This window comes from uncultured Parabacteroides sp., assembly GCF_902493135.1.
Taxonomy (GTDB): Bacteria; Bacteroidota; Bacteroidia; order Bacteroidales; family Tannerellaceae; genus Parabacteroides.
This window is the reverse complement of the sequence record NZ_CABUOD010000050.1, coordinates 1-22959: the sequence shown is the minus strand read 5'-3', so window position 1 is coordinate 22959 and position 22959 is coordinate 1. Positions and strand designations below refer to the sequence as shown.

General features: G+C 49.0%; 12 protein-coding genes and 1 pseudogene. 6 read left to right on the top strand and 7 right to left on the bottom strand.

Annotated features, from left to right (window positions below; translation table 11 throughout):
- Positions 1-70 precede the first annotated feature (70 nt).
- From RDN79_RS16655 to RDN79_RS16635, 5 genes are all read left to right on the top strand, one after another.
- Positions 71-3343, top strand: a complete 3273-nt coding sequence (locus RDN79_RS16655; protein ID WP_298549341.1) for an efflux RND transporter permease subunit — start codon at positions 71-73, stop codon at positions 3341-3343.
- Between the two features lie 285 nt (positions 3344-3628).
- A complete protein-coding gene (locus RDN79_RS16650; protein WP_298549339.1) occupies positions 3629-5455 on the top strand; it encodes an O-antigen ligase family protein in 1827 nt (608 codons plus the stop codon).
- A 357-nt stretch (positions 5456-5812) separates the two neighbouring features.
- A complete protein-coding gene (carB, locus tag RDN79_RS16645) occupies positions 5813-9031 on the top strand; it encodes a carbamoyl-phosphate synthase (glutamine-hydrolyzing) large subunit (protein ID WP_298549337.1) in 3219 nt (1072 codons plus the stop codon).
- A gap of 96 nt (positions 9032-9127) precedes the next feature.
- Positions 9128-11185 carry a triple tyrosine motif-containing protein gene (locus tag RDN79_RS16640; RefSeq protein WP_298549335.1) on the top strand — a complete coding sequence of 686 codons (2058 nt, stop codon included), beginning with the start codon at positions 9128-9130 and terminating at the stop codon, positions 11183-11185.
- Between the two features lie 196 nt (positions 11186-11381).
- Entirely contained in the window at positions 11382-12758 is a 1377-nt protein-coding gene (locus RDN79_RS16635; RefSeq protein WP_298549333.1) for an NAD(P)/FAD-dependent oxidoreductase, read from the top strand.
- Between the two features lie 267 nt (positions 12759-13025).
- On the opposite strand, the gene RDN79_RS16630 is transcribed toward RDN79_RS16635, so the two are convergent.
- Entirely contained in the window at positions 13026-14258 is a 1233-nt protein-coding gene (locus tag RDN79_RS16630) for an MFS transporter (protein WP_298549332.1), read from the bottom strand.
- A 225-nt stretch (positions 14259-14483) separates the two neighbouring features.
- Here RDN79_RS16630 and RDN79_RS16625 point away from each other — a divergent pair, with 225 nt between their 5' ends.
- Positions 14484-18452 carry a hybrid sensor histidine kinase/response regulator transcription factor gene (locus RDN79_RS16625; protein WP_298549331.1) on the top strand — a complete coding sequence of 1323 codons (3969 nt, stop codon included), beginning with the start codon at positions 14484-14486 and terminating at the stop codon, positions 18450-18452.
- A 61-nt stretch (positions 18453-18513) separates the two neighbouring features.
- Here the strand turns inward: RDN79_RS16625 and RDN79_RS16620 are convergent, their stop codons facing one another.
- The 6 genes and pseudogenes from RDN79_RS16620 to RDN79_RS16595 form a co-directional block, all read right to left on the bottom strand.
- Positions 18514-19671, bottom strand: coding sequence for a 1-acyl-sn-glycerol-3-phosphate acyltransferase (locus RDN79_RS16620; protein WP_298549330.1), 1158 nt, complete (start codon positions 19669-19671; stop codon positions 18514-18516).
- 5 nt (positions 19672-19676) lie between these two features.
- Positions 19677-20654 carry a D-alanine--D-alanine ligase gene (locus RDN79_RS16615; RefSeq protein WP_298549346.1) on the bottom strand — a complete coding sequence of 326 codons (978 nt, stop codon included), beginning with the start codon at positions 20652-20654 and terminating at the stop codon, positions 19677-19679.
- A 3-nt stretch (positions 20655-20657) separates the two neighbouring features.
- Positions 20658-21737, bottom strand: a complete 1080-nt coding sequence (locus RDN79_RS16610) for an RluA family pseudouridine synthase (RefSeq protein WP_298549329.1) — start codon at positions 21735-21737, stop codon at positions 20658-20660.
- A gap of 2 nt (positions 21738-21739) precedes the next feature.
- Positions 21740-22372 carry a PASTA domain-containing protein gene (locus tag RDN79_RS16605; RefSeq protein ID WP_298549327.1) on the bottom strand — a complete coding sequence of 211 codons (633 nt, stop codon included), beginning with the start codon at positions 22370-22372 and terminating at the stop codon, positions 21740-21742.
- A 120-nt stretch (positions 22373-22492) separates the two neighbouring features.
- The gene (rpmH, locus tag RDN79_RS16600; RefSeq protein WP_005633099.1) at positions 22493-22645 is read right to left on the bottom strand and encodes a 50S ribosomal protein L34; all 153 of its coding nucleotides are present in this window, start codon (positions 22643-22645) and stop codon (positions 22493-22495) included.
- A gap of 137 nt (positions 22646-22782) precedes the next feature.
- Positions 22783-22959: pseudogene (locus RDN79_RS16595) on the bottom strand (O-antigen ligase domain-containing protein); the annotation flags it as partial.

Here is a 22959-nt window from a genome sequence, read left to right as displayed (position 1 = left end):
GCGTTAAGCCTCGGTAACGACAGGTATTGCAACTTCAAACCATCGAAACAGATTATAAAAAGAATGAATAATGAGTGCATCTCCTAAAATATCCTCTTTCACCATCATCGTCACCTTCCTTTGCGTGGCGTTGGCGGGGATTGCCTTTATACCGCTGCTGCCGATCAAGCTGTCGCCATCGCGCACGTTGCCGCAGCTGACCATCAGCTATAACATGCCGGGCAACTCGGCACGCGTGATAGAGATGGAGGTGACCTCGCGCCTCGAAGCGATGCTGGCACGCATCAAGGGGATCAAGGAGATCAACTCCACTTCCGGCAACGGTTGGGGATATGTCACGCTCGAACTGGACAAACACACCAATATCGACGCCGCCCGTTTCGAAGCGTCTACCATCATCCGCCAGACATGGCCCAGCCTGCCCGACGGACTGAGCTATCCGGTCCTGGAAATGAGCCGGCCGGACGATAAGGAGGTACGGCCTTTCATGAGCTACACGCTGAATGCGGCAGCCACTCCCATATTCATACAACGCTTTGCCGAAGACCAGATAAAGCCTCGCCTCAGCGGGATTCCCGGCATCTACCGCATCGATGTCAGCGGCGCCACCCCGATGGAATGGCGGCTGGAATATGACAGCCGCCAACTGGTTACGTTAGGTATCAGCATCACGGATATACAGAAAGCGATCAGCCAATATTATCAAAAAGAATTCTTAGGGACCGGGAATGTGGAAACCCAGTTGGCGACTTCGCGCAAAGGAGGACAAAGCAGCCAGTGGATACGTCTCGCCCTGGTTCCGGAAAATGAAAAAGACGGATTCAATCCCACACTCATAACCGTCCTGAACAAAGACGGCAAGCTGATCCGCCTGGACCAACTGCTAAAAGTCACCCGCCAGGAAGAGGCTCCGCAGAGCTATTACCGCATCAACGGACTGAATTCCATCTACCTGTCCATCCGCGCCGAGGAGACGGCGAACCAGCTGGAACTTGCCAAACGGGTAAAAGCCGAAATGGAACATATCCGCACTTTGCTCCCGCCCGGCTATGAAATACATACCAGCTACGACGCGACCGAATTCATTCAAGACGAGTTGAACAAGATTTATATCCGCACGGGACTTACCGTCCTGATCCTGCTGATTTTCGTCTTGCTGATCACGCGGGAGCTAAAATACCTGCTGCTGATCGTCATCAGCCTTTCGATCAACCTCTGTATTGCTGTCATCCTTTACTACCTGTTAGGGCTGGAAATGCAACTTTATTCGCTGGCCGGCGTCACGATCTCGCTCAGTCTCGTGATCGACAACACGATCGTCATGACAGAGCATATCCGGAACCGGCACAACCGCAAGGCAATCCTGTCCATACTGGCAGCCACCCTGACAACAATGGGTGCGCTGGTCATTATCTTTTTCTTAGATGAAAAGATACGCCTCAATCTGCAAGATTTCGCGGCTGTCGTCATCATCAATTTAGGAGTTTCCCTGTCGATCGCGCTTTGGTTGGTTCCCGCACTGATCGATAAGATGAATCTGGAATGGAAGAAAAACGGGAAAAAGAAAAGATCCGGAGAAGAGATGCGGCATACATGGAGAAGCCGGATCAGGAAAGGGACGAACCGTTTTCTCAAACGTTTCCCCGTCTACTACAACCGGTACTATCAATGGCAGATCGATTTCCTTTGCGGATGGAAGAAATTGGCATGTTTCATTTTACTGTTAGCATTCGGCATCCCGGTTTTCCTGTTACCGGAAAAAATCGAATACGACACGAAAGACAAAAAGAAGGTCTACACGGCAACAGACTCCCTGCTGATCGATACATATAATGAATTCGCCTCCAACGAGACGTACAAGGAGAAGATCAAACCCATCGTCGATAAGGCGCTGGGCGGAACCCTACGCCTGTTCGTCCAAAAAGTATATGAAGGAAGTTACTTCACCCGCAACGAAGAGACCGTTCTGTCCGTCAGCGCATCGCTCCCGAACGGGACGACCTTGTCACAGATGAATACCCTGATGAGCCGGATGGAAGCCTATCTCAGCACATTTAAAGAGATACGGCAGTTCCAGACCAACGTCTTCAGTGCCCGCCAGGCCGGAATCCGCATCTACTTCACGAAAGAGAGCGAACGGAGCGGGTTCCCGTACACCCTGAAAAGCAAAATCATCAGCAAGGCGCTCGAACTGGGGGGAGGAAGCTGGCAGGTCTACGGTTTGCAGGACCAGGGATTCAGCAACGATGTGCGCGAAGGAGCCGGTTCTTTCCGTATCGTGATGTATGGTTACAACTACGACGAGCTGTACGAATGGGCCGAACAGCTGAAAGCCAAGCTGCTCACCCACCGCCGCATCAAGGAGGTGCTGATCAATTCGGAGTTCTCGTGGTGGAAAGACGACTACCAGGAGTTCTACTTCAATCTCAACAAAGCCCGGCTGGCACAGGAGGACATACAACCGATCGAGCTGTTCGCCTCCATCAATCCCGTTTTCGGGAAGGACATCTATACCGGAACGATCGTCGTGAACGAAGAGACGGAGAAGCTGAAACTCTCCTCCCGCCAGTCGCAGGAATACGATGTATGGAGCATGCAGTATGTTCCACAGACTATCGACGGCAAGCCTTACAAGCTGGCAGAGCTCGCCAGCGTCGAAAAAGGACAGATGCCGCAGAAGGTCTGCAAGGTAAACCAGCAATACCGCCTCTGCCTGCAATACGAGTATATCGGCGCTTCCAACCAAGGGAACAAGATACAAGAACGAGACCTGAAGGAAATCAATGCCATACTGCCGATGGGCTATACGGCCAAGTCGGATAGCGCTTATTGGTACTGGGACAAAAAGGACAACAAACAATACCTTTTGTTATTGCTGATCATCGTCATTATCTTCTTTACCACCAGTATCCTGTTCAATTCGTTGAAACAGCCGTTGGCCGTTATCTTCGTGATACCGATCTCCTACATCGGTGTATTCCTCACGTTCTATTGGTTCAAACTGAATTTCGACCAGGGAGGATTCGCCTCTTTCGTCCTGCTGTGCGGTATAACCGTTAACGCAAGTATCTATATCTTGAATGAATATAACCAAATCCGGCAACGCAAACCGCTGATGTCGCCCTACAAGGCGTATCTGAAAGCCTGGAATGCGAAGATCACGCCTATTTTCCTAACCGTCGTTTCGACTATCCTAGGCTTTATACCGTTCATGTTAGGCCCGGATAAGGAAGCGTTTTGGTTCCCTCTGGCAGCCGGCACTATCGGCGGACTCGCCATGTCCATCTTGGGAATCTTCCTCTACCTTCCACTCTTCACCTTAAAAAAAAGTCACAAACGATGATGTGTTGACTATTTTTTACACATTGTCAACAAAATGTCACTTATAACCTCATCACGGAATTAAAGCTAAATCTATTTTTGCAGTTTCGTTCGAACCGGCATAAATCTTTCTTTCTTAAAAGGAAAACTCACCGGACTACCTTTCTGTTTTTATAGGGTATATTTGCTTTGGTCCATTCCTTTACCATCAAATGGTAATGCCTGACAGATAAGCTGTGAGGAGATCTTTGCCTTTCAACCAACAGATCGCAGAGAGCTTTTCACTAATTTTTAAAATATTATCATTATGTACAAATCTATTTATTATCTGAGATTGCTTCTGCTTGCAACAAGCGGGATGCTACTTCTGTGTATCATTTTTGCCATGAATCCGGAATTGGCCGACAGCACGTTATCCGGAAAAAATTGTTGGTTTCATTTCACATCCTTACTATTAGCCGTCAGTGTCTTACTTATGGAATTTACGACACAAAAAAGCCGTTTTATCTTCTCTTTACCGGATGCCCTCCTGTTATTCCTGTTCGGGATAGCACTGATTTCCTACGACAAAGAAGAGAATCTCCAACCGGAAAGTTTTCTGTTCTTAGCCCAGTTGGCCGCATTGTGGTTTATGCTCAGAAGTTCCTTGCAGGTACATCAGGAGCTACGCCTGTTCTTCATCACAATCATCATATTCACCGGCATGATTCCGGCTATCTGGGAAATCCGCAATTCTATGTATCCCGGTCCCTCATCGCATCCAATATTCCAATTGCTTCAGATATCTCTGAAACCGGAACCGTTCCACGGCTACATTGCGATCATTTTCCCGGTCTGCCTGAACACCCTACTCCGTTTTAAGGATTGCGATAAGCTCGCTTTGTGGGAATCCCGTACTTTCCTATTCTATTTCTCCGTTTTTGGAGCGACATTGATTATTACGGCCTTATTATTCAACACGAAGCAATCCGTCTGGATTACCGCTATCCTTTCAGGCATCTGGGTCTGCTGGATGAGAATGATCGGCTGGAGACAGACGAAAAAGGCCATACAACAACACAACAAGCTTTTTGCCGTCTCTTCAATTATCCTGTTTGTAATCGTCACCGCCATCATCCTGGCCGGAAATATCAGGAAAGCACAAGCAGGAGACCGCCGGCTCTTAATCTGGAATCTTACCACCCAAGCTATCATGAAACATCCGGTAGCCGGGACGGGCATAGGCGGTTTTCCGGCAACATACGCCCAAGTGCAATCAGCCTATTTTGAAACCGATATCGCTTCTCACAAGGAGAAACAGAATGCCATTTGTCCACAATATGCTTACAACGAATACCTGCAAATCGGACTTGAGTTAGGAATAACAGGCTTGCTGCTCTTCATTTTCTGGCTGGCCTTTTCCCTTTATTACGGGATCAAACACAGACAAATAGGAGCCTCAGGCGGAATTCTGGCGCTCGGTATCTTCGCCCTCTATTCTTATCCGCTCCAATTCCCCACTTATTGGGTGCTGCTTTTATTCCTGACTGCCATATGTGTGACCAATCCGAAACAGGACAAACAACGGGTACAGCGAAGCATTCCCTATATCAGCGCCATTGCCGCCGTTCTTTCCTGCATCCTTTTCTACGGACAGAAAGATTACTATTATACGTATAAGGAATGGAAGACGCTGCAAGAATTATATCACAAGCAGGCATACGAACAAGCAGCGAACCGGTACGCCGGACTGCTTAGCCATCTCGACCACCGGACGGATTTCCTATATGAGGGGGCTGAATGTTTCAGTAAGACCGGGCAACACGAAATTGCCATCATGTGGCTCGACCGGGCATTAAAACTAAGTGCAGCCCCCGAACTGTATTATGCTATTGCAGAAAATAAAGAAGCGATCGAACACTATCAGGAAGCGGAAAGTTATCTGTTGGAAATCAACAAGATCTTGCCCGAACGCGGATATACCTATTTCCTGCTTGCAAAATTATACGCGGAACCCTCTTTCTTCCAACCCGATAAATTTCAAGAAACCGCCAAAAGGTTTCTATCGTTTCAACCAAGCACACAAAACAGAATAACTAAAGAGATGATAGAAGAGATACGGCAAATCATGCAGGCCCAAGCCTTTGGCAAATAACAAATCAGCCATATGTTTCTTTCTCCATTCTCCCCTCCGGGCATTACGGCCGACTTGAAGGATGTTTTTTCAAAAAGAGACCGCCGACATCTCTTGCATGTTTGAAATATAAGCCTTATCTTTGCCGAAATTTTGAAGAGAGCGTTTCATGGCACAGAAAGCACATAAGGATAATCCAGCGTACTTTTCCGGTTATATGTCGGATGATGAAACTCATTTCTTCATTTTAAAGGATTATCATTTGGTTATATAGGATGCGTTAGTTATTTTTACTAACGCATTTTTTTTGTACCCTGTGATCTTGTAAGACAATTATAACATTCTATAAAATCAATAAATTAAACAACCCAAATTACTATGTCGAAAAGTGGTATCAAAAAGGTGATTGTCCTGGGCTCCGGAGCCTTGAAGATCGGACAGGCCGGAGAGTTTGACTACTCCGGTTCACAAGCATTGAAGGCGCTGAAGGAAGAAGGAATCAGCACCGTATTGCTCAATCCGAACATTGCAACCATTCAAACATCAGAAGGGGTAGCCGACAAGGTGTATTTCCTGCCGATCACTCCTTACTTTGTTGAAGAAGTGATCAAAAAAGAACAACCGGACGGCATCCTGCTGGCTTTCGGCGGACAGACTGCCCTGAACTGCGGAACCGAACTGTATACCAGCGGAACACTGGCCAAATACGGTGTAAAGGTACTGGGAACTTCGGTCGAAGCGATCATGTACACGGAAGACCGCGACCTGTTTGTAAAGAAACTTGACGAGATAGATGTAAAAACTCCGGTCAGCCACGCTGTCGAAAACCTGGAAGATGCCGTGAAGGCTGCCTACGAGATCGGCTTCCCGGTCATGATCCGTTCCGCATACGCGTTGGGCGGCATGGGTAGCGGTATCTGCAAGGACGAAACCGAACTGCGTACACTGGCAGAAAGCGCTTTCGCCTATTCCCCCCAGGTACTGGTGGAAGAATCGCTGAAAGGCTGGAAGGAAATCGAATTTGAAGTAATCCGCGACAAGAACGACCACTGCTTCACGGTCGTAAGCATGGAAAATGTGGACCCGTTAGGCGTACACACCGGTGAAAGTATCGTTGTCGCTCCTACCTGCTCACTGACGGACAAGGAACTGGACCTGTTGAAAGAACTTTCGACCAAGACGATCCGCCATCTGGGCATCATCGGCGAATGCAACATCCAATATGCATTCAACTCCGAGACTTGCGACTACCGCGTGATCGAAGTAAACGCCCGCCTGAGCCGTTCTTCCGCACTCGCATCCAAAGCGAGCGGTTATCCGCTGGCATTCGTGGCTGCCAAGCTGGCATTGGGTTACAGCCTCGACGAAATCGGCGAGATGGGAACTCCCAACTCCGCCTATAAAGCACCTGAAGTAGATTATATGATCGTGAAGATCCCGCGTTGGGACTTGACCAAGTTCGTCGGTGTAAGCCGCCTGATCGGTTCGAGCATGAAGTCTGTCGGCGAGATCATGTCGATCGGCAAGAGCTTCGAGGAAATCATGCAGAAAGGTCTGCGTATGATCGGACAAGGCATGCACGGTTTCGTCGGCAACAACGACGTGGAGTTCGACAACCTGGACGACGCGTTGGCCAATCCGACCGACCTGCGCATCTTCGCCGTAGCCAAGGCGCTGGAAGAAGGCTACACGGTAGACCGCATCCACCAACTGTCCAAGATCACTCCGTGGTTCCTGGAAAAGCTGAAAAACATCGTAGACTATACGAAAGTACTGTCTGCTTACAATAAGATCGAAGACCTGCCGGAAGACGTGCTGAAAGAGGCAAAACGTCTGGGATTCTCCGACTTCCAGATCGCCCGCTACGTCGAACATCCGGATGGCAACATGGAAAAGGAAAACATCCGCGTGCGCAACCTGCGTAAGAAGTTAGGTATCCTGCCGAGCGTGAAACGCATCAATACGATCGCATCGGAACATCCCGAACTGACGAACTACCTGTACATGACATACGATGGCAGCCAGCACGACATTTCCTACTATCCGAACGACAAGAGCGTCGTGATCTTAGGTTCGGGCGCCTACCGCATCGGTTCTTCCGTAGAGTTCGACTGGTGTTCGGTGAATGCCGCACAGACGGCCCGCAAGTTAGGCTACAAATCCATCATGATCAACTACAACCCGGAAACGGTTTCAACCGATTACGACATGTGCGACCGACTGTACTTCGACGAACTCTCGTTCGAACGCGTACTCGACGTCATGGATCTGGAACTTCCGAAAGGTGTGATCGTGTCCGTAGGCGGACAGATCCCGAACAACCTCGCCATGAAGCTGTACCGTCAGAATGTGCCTGTATTGGGAACATCGCCGCTGTCGATCGACCGTGCCGAAAACCGTCATAAATTCTCCGCGATGTTGGATACGTTAGGTATCGACCAGCCGCGTTGGGCCGAGTTGACCAGCATGGAAGAGATCGACGCCTTTATCGCAAAGGTGGGTTTCCCGATCCTGATCCGTCCGTCTTACGTGCTTTCCGGCGCAGCCATGAACGTATGCCACAGCAAGGAGCAGATGATCGAATTCCTGAACCTGGCAGCCAAGGTTTCCAAAGAATATCCGGTAGTCGTTTCCGAATTCCTGCAGGGAGCGAAAGAAATCGAATTCGATGCGGTAGCCATGAACGGCGAAGTGGTCGAGTACGCAATCTCCGAACATATCGAATTTGCCGGTGTCCACTCCGGTGACGCGACGCTGGTATTCCCGGCACAAAAGATCTACTTCGAAACAGCCCGCCGCATCAAGAAGGTCAGCAAGATGATCGCCAAAGAGCTGAACATCAGCGGACCGTTCAACATCCAGTTCCTGGCCAAGAACAACGATGTGAAGGTAATCGAATGTAACCTGCGTGCATCCCGCAGCTTCCCGTTCGTATCAAAAGTGCTGAAACGCAACTTTATCGAAACGGCAACCCGTATCATGCTCGACGCTCCTTACACCAAACCGGACAAGAGCGCATTCGATATCGACTGGATCGGCGTGAAGGCCTCCCAGTTCTCGTTTGCCCGCCTGCACAAGGCCGACCCTGTATTGGGCGTGGATATGAGTTCTACAGGTGAAGTAGGCTGTATCGGCGACGACTTCGACGAAGCATTGCTTTCCGCCATGATGGCTGTCGGAAACAGGATTCCGCAAAAGAACATACTGGTTTCTTCAGGAGCCGCCAAAAGCAAGGCCGAACTGTTGGAACCATGCCACATGTTAGCAGCCAAAGGTTATCACATCTACGGTACGGCCGGAACAGCTAAATTCCTGAATGAAAACGATATCCCTGCGACAGCCGTTTGCTGGCCGGACGAACAGGGCGACCTGAACATCATGGATCTGTTCAGCCAGCACGTGTTCGAACTGGTTGTCAACATCCCGAAGGACCACAGCAAGCGCGAGCTGACCAACGGTTACAAAATCCGCCGTGCGGCGATCGATCATAACATACCTTTGATCACCAACGCCCGCTTGGCAAGCGCCTTCATCAGCGCCTTCTGCAATATGGATGAAAAAGACATCCAGATTAAGAGCTGGCAGGAATACAAATAATTGAGAATTTAATTATATTTGTAGCACAATTCAGGCACGGATTACACAGTTTTATCGACAAACCGTGAAATCCGTGCCTATTATTCATATAGACCTATGTATAGACTACTGATCATTCTCATTTCTTTCCTGTTCACGGTACCTGCTGTGCACGCGTCAGTAGCCATTCCCTACATATTCGTAAAAAATTATACGGTAGACGATTATAAGGCGAGCTGCCAGAACTGGGGGTTTTCCTTGACACCGGACGGCATGCTGTATGCCGCCAATAATTCAGGGCTTCTTGCTTTCGATGGAAATACCTGGAAACTATATTCATTACCGGGACAGGAGGAGATAACCGGCATAACGTACTATAACGACACGATCTACACCCGCAACACCACCATGTTGGGGAGCTGGACAGGCGACCGGGACGGAATACTACATTATCATCCGCTAAACACTATCCCGCCCGAAGTACGGTTTACTCCCCCTCCCATTGAAATACCCTTTACCTTACCAAAAGAAATACAGGACGCACATCCCAGCGCGTTCGCAACCAACGGCACATACTTTTTCATCGGTACGCTGACACAAGGATTATATATCACCGCTTCCGACGGCACCATCCTGCAACATTTGTCTTTACAGAACCAGTTACAGGATAATATCGTCCGTTTTATTTGCGTACAGGACTCGCAGCAAATCTGGGTAGCCCTCGACAACGGATTATCACAAATCACTTTTAATCCTCCAATCACGCTACTGGGCAAAAGAAGTTCAATCGGCAAACTGATAAATGCGGGGTTGGATGGCGAAGAATTGTATATGCAGACTAACCTCGGCTATTTCAAACGCTCACTGGTTGCCGGAAGTCCTTTTGTACCTGTCACAGAAACCGAAACACGACCGTACCTAAAGATTGAAAAAGAGACTGTACCGGCCCTTAAACAATTATTCCGGGATACGGAAGCGTTGGGTGTATTCGCCCGTGCTGAACATATTTATCCGGCAGGTGATGATCTGTACTGGCTCTCCATCGGAAACGAAGCCGGACTGTTTCATGTGGCAGACGGTATCGGGACATTGAAATGTCGCCTGCTTTTCGACAATTACAATATGAACCTCGTAACAAGAGGTAAAAGGATCATTCCGTTAAACGACTCTCTCGTTTTGATTTCGGCCATGCAAGGCGCATTACTGATAAACATCCGCGAATTAATCGGAAACAGTCTCGGAAATACCCCTTTGAAGATTTCAGGACTGGAGTATATAGACGCTTCCGGCACGCATCATTTGCCGATCAACACGCAACGTATCTCTCTTCCGCACGATTTCCAGGAGTTCAATGCCTGGGTAGGAACTACGATATTCACCTCCAACCACCAGATCAGCTACAAGATCGAAGGGGTATCCTCGGACTGGTCCGCCTGGCAACGCGACGGAAAAATTTCTTTCCTGCAATTACCGGAAGGACGCTATGAATTGAAAGTCCGCAAATACGTCATCAAAGGTCCCTATCCCGAACTCACATTGTCCATCGAAGTGCGCCCTCCCTGGTACAACACCGTATGGGCGTGGCTTGTCTATATCGCACTCGTCTGGTTCCTCGTGCAGTCCGTGCTCCGCTACAACCTGAAAAACTTGCATAAGGAAGAACAGGAAAAAGCCGAAGCCGAACGGCAGGCCGAACAGCAACAGATGCAAGTCATGAAGAACCGGATGCTCGAAGCCGAGTTGCAAAACAAGAACAACGAACTGACACTCCAGACGACCGCCCTTGTCAAACGCAACCAAGCCATCCAAAGTCTGTTGGAGGAACTGGAAAAACAAAAAGAGACGCTGGGCGAGCGTTATCCTAACAAGCTCTACACCCGCATGAAAACTTTGATGGAAGAGACTTTGAACAACCAATCGGACTGGGTACTGTTCGAAAGCTATTTCAACAGCACGCACCAAAATTTCATGGACCGCCTCAGACAACAGTACAACGATCTCACGACAGGCGATCTTCGTATCTGCTGCCTGCTCCGCATGAATCTCTCCACAAAGGAAATCGCATCCCTCATGAACGTATCCGTGCGGGCGATAGAGCTGCGCCGATACCGCCTGAGGAAGCGTTTGGAGCTGGAAGGGGATACGAATCTGGTCGATTTCCTAATGAGTTTCTGAAAATATTTTATCAGAAACGTATATCCAATATCCTCCAATAGATCAATCGATTATATACATAATAAATAGATATGAGAAAGTAATGTAGTAGTATTTCTTCCCACTCAAAACACTTGCGCAAGCCATGTAGTAGCCCTTTCCTTGTACGCCCTTGCGGATTATCCTTTCTTTGCAACCAAAATCTAATTTTTTAGACATGATGAAACACGAACTGGAAGATCATTTGAAGGCGTTTGAGAAGAAAGGTATCGATCGCCGCCACTTTTTCAAGCTGATGGCAATGGCCGGTTTACTGACCGCTGCAAGTACACAAAAGGCAAAAGCATTTTCAAGCAATGCCAAAGGTAAAATAGTAATTATCGGCGGAGGCGCTGCCGGTATCAGTATGGCCGCCCGTTTAAAGAGCTGGCTGGACAAGCCGGATATCACTTTGATCGATCCCAGTGACCGTCAGTTTTATCAACCGGGCTTCACCCTGATCGCATCAGGCGTGTACCAACCCGATGACGTCTGGAAAAAGCAGGAGGACTGCATGCCCAGCGATATCAAATGGATTAAAGACTCTGTTGCCGCCGTCGATCCCGTATGGAATCAGGTAACGACTAAAAATAACGGTAAGATCGCTTACGATTTCCTGGTCCTGACCCCCGGAATCCAGATCAACTGGGAAAAGGTGGAAGGCATCACGCATGACACGTTAGGCCAGGGCAATGCCAACAGCATTTATGACTATGAAGGTGCACAGAAGACCTGGAAAGCCTTGCAGGAATTTTCCAAGACAGGCGGACGCGGTATCTTCACCGACACATACACGAAGCATAAATGCGGAGGCGCACCGAAAAAGATCTGTCTGTTGACAGAACATTACAACCGCAAGCAGGGAACACGTGACAAGGTGGATCTGAATTACTATACAGCTTCCAAGGAATTGTATGATATCCCCTATTTCACTCCCCGCCTGTTGGAAATCTATAAGGAACGCAATGTGCCAATCAACCTGAATGTACGGGTAAAAGGAGTGGATACATCCGCCAAGCAGGTACATTTTGAGAAGATCGAAACAGTGGGCGATCAGAAAGTCTACACGCCGTTTGTAGAAGATTATGACTTCCTGCATTTCACGCCGCCGATGTCGGCTCCCGATTTCGTAAAAGAAGCCGGTCTGGGATGGACGGAAGGCAAACTGGCTGCCGATGCCTGGGTAATGGTTGACAAAGAAACATTGGTGCACAAGACATATCCGAACATCGTTTCCCTGGGAGACGTAGCAGGAATTCCGACCAGCAAGACATCTGCCGCAATCCGCAAGCAGGTGCCTATCGCCGCCAAGAACCTGATTTCGCTGATGGAAGGCAAAGAACCGGCAGAGAAATATGACGGATACGCCGCCTGCCCAATTGTAACGGACTATGGACACGTTCTTTTGTGCGAATTCAACTACAAGAAAGAGGCTCAAAACTCGTTCCCGTTCACGATGATGGACACCTCGAAGGAACTCTGGGCCGCATGGCTGTTAAAGGTTTATTTCCTGAAACCCATGTATTTCTACGGAATGTTGAACGGCTGGGCATGATAACCTAAACAACTCCCTATAATAAAAATGCCAAACTGAAAATCCCCCGGCTCGCTTGTAAGAGTACGGGGGGATTTTATTTTGTACCACTTAAGCACCAAGAACCGGTGAAGACATAAAAGTATAAGTGACCGGAACTAATTCCCATCAATAAAAGCGGGCTGTCTAAACTTGTTGGACAGCCCGCTGTACATCTGGCGTGTGATAATATATTTGATCTTGAGAATTAAAAAGGGTTTGATAAAATTACTACTTTACTACTCTATGTTATTTATTAGTCTTTAATGCTACCGGTTTGAATAAGAAGACAAAAAGGATCAGTAATATGAACGAGAACAGGGTCGAGATGGCAAAGACGACAGGCCAGTCACATTTATCCCCGTCACGGAAAAGGCCGATCAGCCATCCGTTCCAAAGCGTCCCGATCAGGAAGCCGATGCCCCATACCAGGAAGAAAAGCAGACCCTGCGCCTGCGCTTTCATATCTTTCGGCGCCACATTATCCGTATAAACCTGGCCGCCGACAAAGAAGAGGCCGAAGATCAACCCGTGCACGATAATTCCGATATAGTAGAACCATTGCACGCCGGTTTCCGCACCGATATAGAACGAAGCATACCGGACCACGAGGGCGATCATACCGAAGATCAGGGTATTCTTGATCCCCGACTTTATCAGTATCGAAGTGGTGATGACCAGGAAAAACATTTCCGCCAACTGCCCGAGGTTCAGTGTCACCGTTATATTCTGTACATGCTCGTCCGCGAGAATCATCGAGCCATACACATGATACAGGTTGAACGGGATGATAGCCAGAAACGTCAGGATCATGAAAGCCCGGTAATTCTTATCCTTCATCAGGGAGAAAGCGCTGAACCCGGTTATATCCATCACCGAGATACCGGCACTCTTGTCAACCGAAGGCGGAGTGTGCGGCAACCGCAGGTTCAGAAGCGCAGCCACGAAACAGACGGCGGCGCCGCAATACATCGGCAGGTTCGTATCGTCGAAAGCGGGCAAATGCATCACATGAAGGGCAACCACACTGAAGATGCCGGAAGCGACCCAGCCCACCGAACCGAACATGCGGATACGCGGGAACTGCTCCGACGGCGTGTGGCTCATGGCGATCGTACTGGTCAGGCTCTGTGTCGGCATGTGGCAAAGCATCGCCAGCACGACACAGGTCATAAGCGGGGCAAATGTTGTCTGCTGGGCTGCCAGGAGCAAAAAGACACCTGTCAGTATATTCAATACTGCCAAGATCTTCTCGGCGGCAAAATAACGGTCGGCAATCGCACCGATAAAAGAGGAGGCCATCGCACCGATAGCCATTGCACTCAGCACCAATGAGACCTGATACACTTCCAATTTAAGCGTATGGGAAAGATAAGCGGCTAAAGGAACCCACCAGACTGCACTCAGCATATACTGCATAAACATCATTGTACAGAGTTGAACTTTCGTTCCGATTCCTTGTTTTGTTGTAAGAGTATTCATATAATAATTAGAATAAAAGGTTTTTTATTTCCAGTGTTTCACATGGTACAAATGTACCGATTCCCCACGGCCGGTTTGTTTGACCTTGTCGCAATCTTTCCCGTATTCATCTCATTCTCTGTCGTTATCACCCCTATTGAGATGATTTATAAAATCCGTGATACGATAAAAGGAAATCCATAATGCATTTTTCAGTATCTTTCGCCCATAATAGCAAAGTCATATATGAAACATCTGAAGTCATTCCTATCCATCCTATTCATATTTTGTCTCACCCGGACATATGCAGACGACAGCAATTATCTTTTCCGCCACTACCAGGTCGAAAACGGACTCAGCGACAACATGGCCACCTGCTGCGTACAGGACAGGAAAGGATATATCTGGATAGGTACGCGTGACGGCCTGAACCGCTTCGACGGATATACGTTCAAAGTATTCCGTAACGACCCCGACGAAACCGAGACATTGGGGAGCAACAGGATCACATGCCTAAGCTGCGACATGAACGGCGACTTGTGGGTCGGGACGCTTTCGGGATTATACCAGTACGACGATGAGAAGGAATCGTTCCGGCACATTCCTTTCACAGCAGACAAAGGGATCGATATTTTCCAGTTCGACAAAGACAATAAACTATGGATACTGATGGACGGCAATCTGATCCGGTTCAATACGGAGGACAGCCAGTTCCGCATCTTTGCTCCGGAGAACAACCAGAGCTACACCACTTTTTGCATCACACGCGAAAACAATATCTGGATCGGGAGCTCGGACGGGCAGATCTCATTGCTGAATCCGGAAGACGGGACGACGGAATCCTATAACGTATTCGCCCACTCATCCCCGAACACCCCGCGGAAACTCTCCATGCTGTATCCTTCACCTACGACCGATCGCATTTATATCGCTTTCGAGCATGATGACGTGAAGATATTCGACCCGGCGACACGCGATTATCAGGATCTGGACATTCAAAAGATCAACCGGCTTACGATCCTGATCAACAGCTTCCTCGAAAAAGACAAGGACGAACTGTGGATCGGGACGGACTCAGGGTTGTTTATCTATAAGATCAACACCGGCGAGTGTGCCCGTATCCGTCAGGACCCGTTGGACCCCTATGCCTTATCGAGCCATTTCATCTCGGCATTCTGCCGGGACCGGGAGAACGGCATCTGGATTTGTTTCCACCAGAACGGCCTCAACTACTATTCCCCTTTCCGCCCTTTCCATGTGCATTATCCCTGGGACGGACAGCATTCGATGAAAGGGGAAGTGATCCGCGATATCTGTACCGATGCATACGGTAATATATGGGTCGGGACGGAAGATGCGGGCATCAACTGCCTGGAAAAGAAAACCGGGACATTCACCAACTACCAGCCGGTTCCGGGAGGGAACGGATTGTCGCACACCAATATCCGGGGCTTGGCTGCATCAGGCGACCGGCTCTGGATCGGGCACGTCATCCACGGCATCGACCTGATGGATATCAAAACAAGGAAAGTGATCAAGCATTATAACCTGCTGAAAGATTCGCTGACGGTAAAGAACAGCACCGTTCGCTGCATCAAAGTATTGCAGGAGGGACAAGTCTACGTCGGGACCGACGACGGCATCTATAAATATGACTTCCTGAACGACCGTTTCCTGTATGCCCCGCAATTTCCTCCTTTCGCGGTGAACTGCATCTACGAAGACCGCCTGGGAAGAATCTGGACCGGCATGTTCAACCGCAGTTTCTATTATAATCCGATCAGCAATACCGGCATGTATCTGCCGTACGACAAGTTGAACACCCAGCGCCACAATTTCGTCAACGACGCCTGCGAGGACAAAGACGGCAATATGTGGTTCGCCACCGTAGAAGGGATTATCAAATACGACTTCCAGACCGGCGAGTCCCTGCATTACACCGTGAAGAACGGTATGCCGAGCAACGTCGCCTTCCGCATCCTGCCCGACGAAAACGAAAACTTATGGATCAGCACGGCCAACGGACTGGCCAGCCTCGAAACCGGAACGGGCAAGATCACGACCTATACGGAATCCCACGGGCTTATCACTCGTCAGTTCAACGACAACTCCGCCTTCAAAGATAACGAAGGGACTTTCTATTTCGGTTCGGTCAAGGGCTTTATCCATTTCAAACCCTCCGAAGTAATCCCGGCAGCCGAGAAGATGAACGTCCACTTGGGAAGCCTCGAAATCCAGAACGAGGCCGAAGAGAAACGCATCGTCAACTGTTCCGCCGAATCGGAGACGAAGAAGATCACGCTGACCTACAAGCAATCCACATTCAGCATCAACTTCTCCGCGCTCAACTTCATCGCCCCCAAATCCGTCCAGTATGCATACAGGATGGGGAATATGGACAAGGAATGGATTCCGATCGGAGAACGTAACACGGTCTATTTCACAGAACTGCATCCGGGCGATTACACCTTCGAAGTACGAGCCGCCAACCTGTCGAACAACTGGAGCGACACCCCGACACGGCTGAACATCACCGTTTTGCCGCCTTGGTGGGCATCGGACACGGCGTATGCCTCTTATGTTGCCGTCATTCTTACCATCATCGCCGGCTCCTTCTGGTCCTGGCGCCAGAAGACCAAACGGGCAATGGCCTACAACATGCAGTTGTTCGAAGACCAGAAAGAGAAGGAACTGTATCAGGCCAAGATCGATTTCTTCATCAACATCGCCCATGAGATCCGGACGCCGCTCACCCTGATCAAGAACCCGCTCGAACGCCTCCTGAAATCCGACAAGATCGGGGAAAAAGAGAACAAGTCGCTTGCGTTGATGGATAAAAACGTATCCCGCCTCCTGTCGCTGGTCAACCAGTTGCTGGACTTCCGCAAAACAGAGATAGAAGGATACCGCCTCAGCTTTGTCCGGACGGAGATCGTCTCGCTCCTGACCGACACCGCCAAACGGTTCCAGGAATCGGCAACGGCACACAACCTGCTGCTGAACCTCGACCTGTCGCTGCCGGAGCTGTACGTATTCGTAGATAAAGAAGCGATCACGAAGATATTCAGCAACCTGTTTACGAACGCTATCAAATACGCGTCCGGCAGCATCATCGTACGCCTACAACTTTCTCCCGATTATGAGACATTCACGATCGATTTTATCAACGACGGCACACCTATCCCTTCCGAATTGAGGGAAAAGATATTCGAACCCTTCTACCGGATGGAAGGGGATGCCGTAGGCAAACCGGGGACAGGACTCGGCTTGCCCCTGGCACGTTCACTGGCCGAGATGCATCACGGCGGCTTGCAGTTAGACACCTTCACCGACAGCCCGTCCATGACGATGTTCCGCCTGACCTTACCCGTCAAACTACCCGAATCCATCAAGCAAACGGAAGAGGAAGCGACGGCACAAGCCGTACCCCAGAAGACGGAATTCATCCGCGACGAATCGCGCCCGACAGTCCTGATTGTCGAGGACAACAAGGAAATGGCCGTTTTCATCGCCGACGAAGTCAACCAATTATATAATGTAGAGATAGCCGGAAACGGAGCCGAAGCAATCGCGCTCTTAAAGGAACGCAGCTTCCAGCTGATCATCAGCGACGTGATGATGCCTGTCATGGACGGCTTCGCCCTTTTGAAAGAGGTGAAGACGGAGATCGAGTTCAGCCATATCCCGGTCATCCTGCTGACAGCCAAAAACACCCTGCAGTCGCGCCTGGAAGGTCTGGAATTAGGAGCCGATGCTTATCTGGACAAACCCTTCTCCACCAACCTGCTGATGGCGCAGATTTCCAATCTGATCTCCAACCGCGACAACATACGCAAATTCTATTTCAACTCACCGATCGCGAATATGAAATCGATGGCCTATACCAAAGCGGACGAAAGCTTTCTGGAAAAGCTGAACGAGATCATCAACGAGCATATCGGCAATCCGGCCTTAGATGTAAACATGATCGCAGACCTGATGCACCTGAGCCGCCCGACCTTGTACCGGAAGATCCGTGCCATCTCCGACCTGACCCCTAACGAGCTGATCAAGATAAGCCGTCTGAAAAAGGCCGCCGAGTTGTTGATACAGGGGAATATGAAGATATATGAGATTTCGGAAGCGACAGGTTTCAGCTCCCAGTCTTATTTCTGGTCCGCCTTCATCAAGCAGTTCGGCATGAGCCCGTCGAATTATGCGAAAGAGAATAAATAAAAGGCAGACAACGCTAAAGTCATCTGCCTTATCTGTCTGTAATGGATATATGTATTCGGCTTTATTCCTGATTAGCCAGGTAGTTCTTCAACGGATTCGTGTACATTTCCAGTATTTTCGTGCGCAGGAATGCTTCATCCTTGTTCGGTAATACGATCTTGTCCAATTGTCCTTGCAGATAATCTTCGAACTGTTTTTTGTCTTTCAGGCCGTAGTGCTCGCTGAAACGGCGTGTGCCTGTCAGCATATCGTATGCCACGTAGTTGCAAGGATAAAAACGGTAGTGCTTGTAAATCTCCTTATCGATAATGGAAGCGATGGTGGCGATCAACTCGTTCTTCTCCATATTCGGATCCAACTGTGCCAACTGGTCGTTAATTGGGGAAGTCAGGGTGAAATGAACGCGGCCCTTGTTATTCAGGATACCGGTTTCCATGCTCAACAAATCGTCACGCTGGCTCTTCACGAAATCCGGATCGTCGCGTTTCTGCTGGAATTCTTTTGCTTTCAGGAAATCGCACGGGTCGAACTCATACGAGATCGCAACCGGGAAGATATTCAGTTCCATCAGGTTTGACAGGATATCCTTGTCACCGCTCATGTTCAGCATCTTCAGGATACTGCCCTGCGTACGGTCGTCCGAATCTTTGGCGCGGCCTTCACGCTGCGCGATCCAGATAGACTCTTTCGTTTCCGTGATCGTATGGCGGATATAAGCGGAAAGGACTTTGCTCACCTCCAGCATCTGCCGTACCGGGACATTGCGTTTCACGATGAAACTGTTGTTCAGACGGACCAGCGTTTCGATCCACGGACGGATCAGCAGGTTATTGCCAATAGCCACCTGTGTCATTCCATACCCTACGTCATACAGCATGACATTCAGGAAAGAGGCATCCAGCACGATGTCGCGGTGATTAGAAATAAAGGTACAAGGCTTTTTGTCCTTCGGCAAACGGCTACGGCCGGAGATCGTCAGCGAGAAAGTGGTTTTTCCGGCTACCATCATCACGGCTTCATAGGCCAACTTGTTCTTGAAGTCTTCCTTCGTTTTAAAGGAGCGCATCGTTTCGCAGAACTGCTTCCAATCCACATCCGGTTGAATATACCGGAAGGCCCGCTCAAAATCTTCGTTGGCAATCAGCGATTCGATCGCATCCTTTACCTCGTCGTTATTCAGCGGACGAATATCGTCAAAATCATTAATAGGAACTTCCATATCTTTTAGTTAAACTCATTTTCTATAATATCTGTCATCACATCTTTTATGTCCAGACCTGCAGCCCGTACCTGCTGCGGGATAAAGCTGGTTGCCGTCATACCGGGAGTCGTATTGATTTCGAGCAACTTCGGTTCACCGTCAGCCGGAATAATATAATCCACGCGGATCAAACCTTTAGCTCCCAATATATCGTAGATCCTTGAAGTCTCGCGTTGTACCTTTTCCGTCAGTTCGGCAGAAATGCGGGCGGGCGTGATTTCCTGTACCTGCCCGTTATACTTGGCGTCGAAATCGAAGAACTCGTTATCCGTAACGACTTCGGTAAGCGGAAACACCACTTCCTTGCCGGCAATCTTATAGCAACCGCATGTCACCTCGGTCCCTTCGATGAAACTTTCGATGACCACTTCCCTGCCTTCGCCGAAAGCCTTGGCAATCGCCGGCTGGATAGCCGATGCCTCTTTCACTTTCGTCACACCGAAACTGCTACCGCCGTCGTTCGGTTTTATAAAGACCGGAAGTCCCAAGCGGCTGACCACTTCTTCGTCCGTTACCCTCTGTCCCTTAAACAAATGTATGGAACGAGCGATATCGACACCGAATCCTTTCAGATAATGATTGCAGGCAAACTTATTGAACGTAAGTGCACTGACAAACATGCCACAAGATGAATACGGCATTCCGATCATATCGAAATATCCTTGAAGACGTCCGTCCTCTCCCGGAGTGCCGTGGATTGTGATATAAGCGAAATCAAAATGCTTGATCTCGCCGCCTTCACGGAAACTAAAATCATTCTTGTCTATTGGTGTATGTTCCCCGCCGGGAAGTTTTACCGCCCATTCGTCTCTTTTAACGATGGCAATATATACATTATATTTGTCTTTATCAAGAAAAGAGAAGATTCCTTCCGCACTTTTTAATGAAATAACGATTTCGGAGGAATCGCCTCCGGCTACAATAGCAATGTTCCTTTTCATCATCTATAATTCTTTAGTATTTGCATATACACGCCATTTATCGATCAACGCAGTCATATCGGCAGGTATTTCGGAATCAAAAAACATTTCCTCGCCTGTAGTCGGATGAACGAAACCCAGCGTCTTGGCATGGAGCGCCTGCCGCGGGCAAATGGCGAAACAGTTATCCACAAACTGTTTATATTTAGAAGAGGTTGTTCCTTTCAGTATCTCGTGCCCGCCATAGCGTTCATCGTTGAACAGCGTATGCCCGATATATTTCATATGGACACGAATCTGATGCGTGCGCCCGGTTTCAAGGCGGCATTTCACCAATGTGACATAGCCCAGACGCTCCAGAACGGAATAGTGGGTGACCGCCGTCTTCCCCTGGTCGCCTTCCGGGAAAACCGTCATCTGCATACGGTCACGCGGGTTACGGCCGATATTGCCTTCGACCCGTCCTTCGTCTTCCCGCACGATCCCCCACACCAAGGCCCGATATTCCCGTTTGGTGGTCTTGTGGAAAAACTGCATGCTGAGGTGTGCTTTCGCTTCCGGCTTTTTGGCGACAACCAGCAGGCCGGACGTATCTTTATCGATACGATGAACGAGTCCCAGGGCGGGATCGTTAGGATCGTAAGTAGGATCGTCTTTCAAATACCAGGCAAGTGCATTCACCAGCGTGCCGGTATAGTTTCCGTGTCCGGGATGCACGACCAACCCTGCCGGTTTGTCGACCACCAGCAGATCGTCATCTTCATACACGATTTTTATAGGGATATTTTCAGGGAGAATCTCGAAAGTCCGCGGAGGCCGTGTCATCATGATCGTCACGACATCTTCCGGTTTCACCCGGTAATTGCTTTTCACCGGTTTACCGTTTGCCATGATACAACCGGCATCGGCAGCCGACTGTATCCGGTTGCGGGTAGCGCCGAACATCCGGTCTACCAAGAATTTATCCACACGCAACAATGACTGTCCGCGATCGGCAACGAAGCGGAAGTGTTCATACAGTTGAGGGGCCTTATCTTCGCCCTCTTCCGGTTGCAACAGGTCGTCTACCTGTTCATCATCCATTTCGTCCAAAAACTCATCCATAGTTAAAACCAGTTTTCTTCTTCACTATCCAACGATTCGACCGGCACGCTGTCATCCGGTAGTCCGAGCGAGTCGGCCGGCATCTCAGCATCCCCGCTGCTGACCTTCAACACCAACGGAGCGGTAAGCGGTACATGCTCGCCTTTCTGCAAGGCACGCCCGTGCAGTTCGACGCCAAGAGCTAAGTCTTTAAAATCACCGGGGACATATTCGATCTCGATCTTTTCAAACCCGCGGGAACGAAGAATGGCGTAAGCCTGCCGGAACGAAAGGTCTTCCACTTCCGGGATTGTCGCCATCTGCGAAGTGAGCGCATTCACGGTGACGAACACGATACGTCCTTCCTTCACCTTCGAACCGGCCATCGGGACCAGCTCGACAATCGCACCGGGCTTCACATCTTTTGAAAAGACGGAATCGATCACGTTATAGCGTAGATTACTATTCTTGAAAAATTCGGCGGCCTCTTCCATTCCCAATCCTTTAACATCCGGCACTACCACAGCCTCATTATGCCGGGTGTACGAGTCGAGCCACTTCAATGTTCCGAACACCAGAGCACATGCCACGACCACAGCCAGCAACAGATTTAAGACGTACGGATTTTTTATCAGTTTAACCAAAAAGTCTTTCATTTCTATCTTGTATTTGTCGGCGGATCAAAAGTAGAAAACAAAGCCGTTAAAACAAAGAAAGTAAAGGCTTTTTAGTAAAAACCTCTACTTTCTTTATGAAAAATCTTCAAACGGAAAGAATTATCCGTTGTATTCGTCAGAAACTGTTAACTTAGCTCTTCCTTTAGCACGACGAGAAGCTAATACTCTGCGGCCATTAGCTGTAGCCATTCTTGAACGGAAGCCGTGCTTGTTCTTTCTTTTCCGGTTGGAAGGTTGAAATGTTCTTTTCATCTTTCTGTATATTATTTATTATTATCTTATTCTCATACCAATTTGGGCTGCAAAGATAGAGGCTTTTTTTTAATAAACAAAGAGTTGCAAGAAAAACTTTATCTATACAGAGTCTCTTTTAATCACAAATAGAATATTCAATCAAAGTCGCCCTTGTCTATTATCCTTTTTACTTCTTCCCGCATCTCCCGGATTGCGGTCGTTTCCACCTTCGGTTCTTTGGACAGCACAGCTCCGGCGGCAGCCCGCAATTTATCCGCCTGGTAGAACTCCGGTTCTGCGTATAGCTTTGCTAACAAATAATATGGATACAA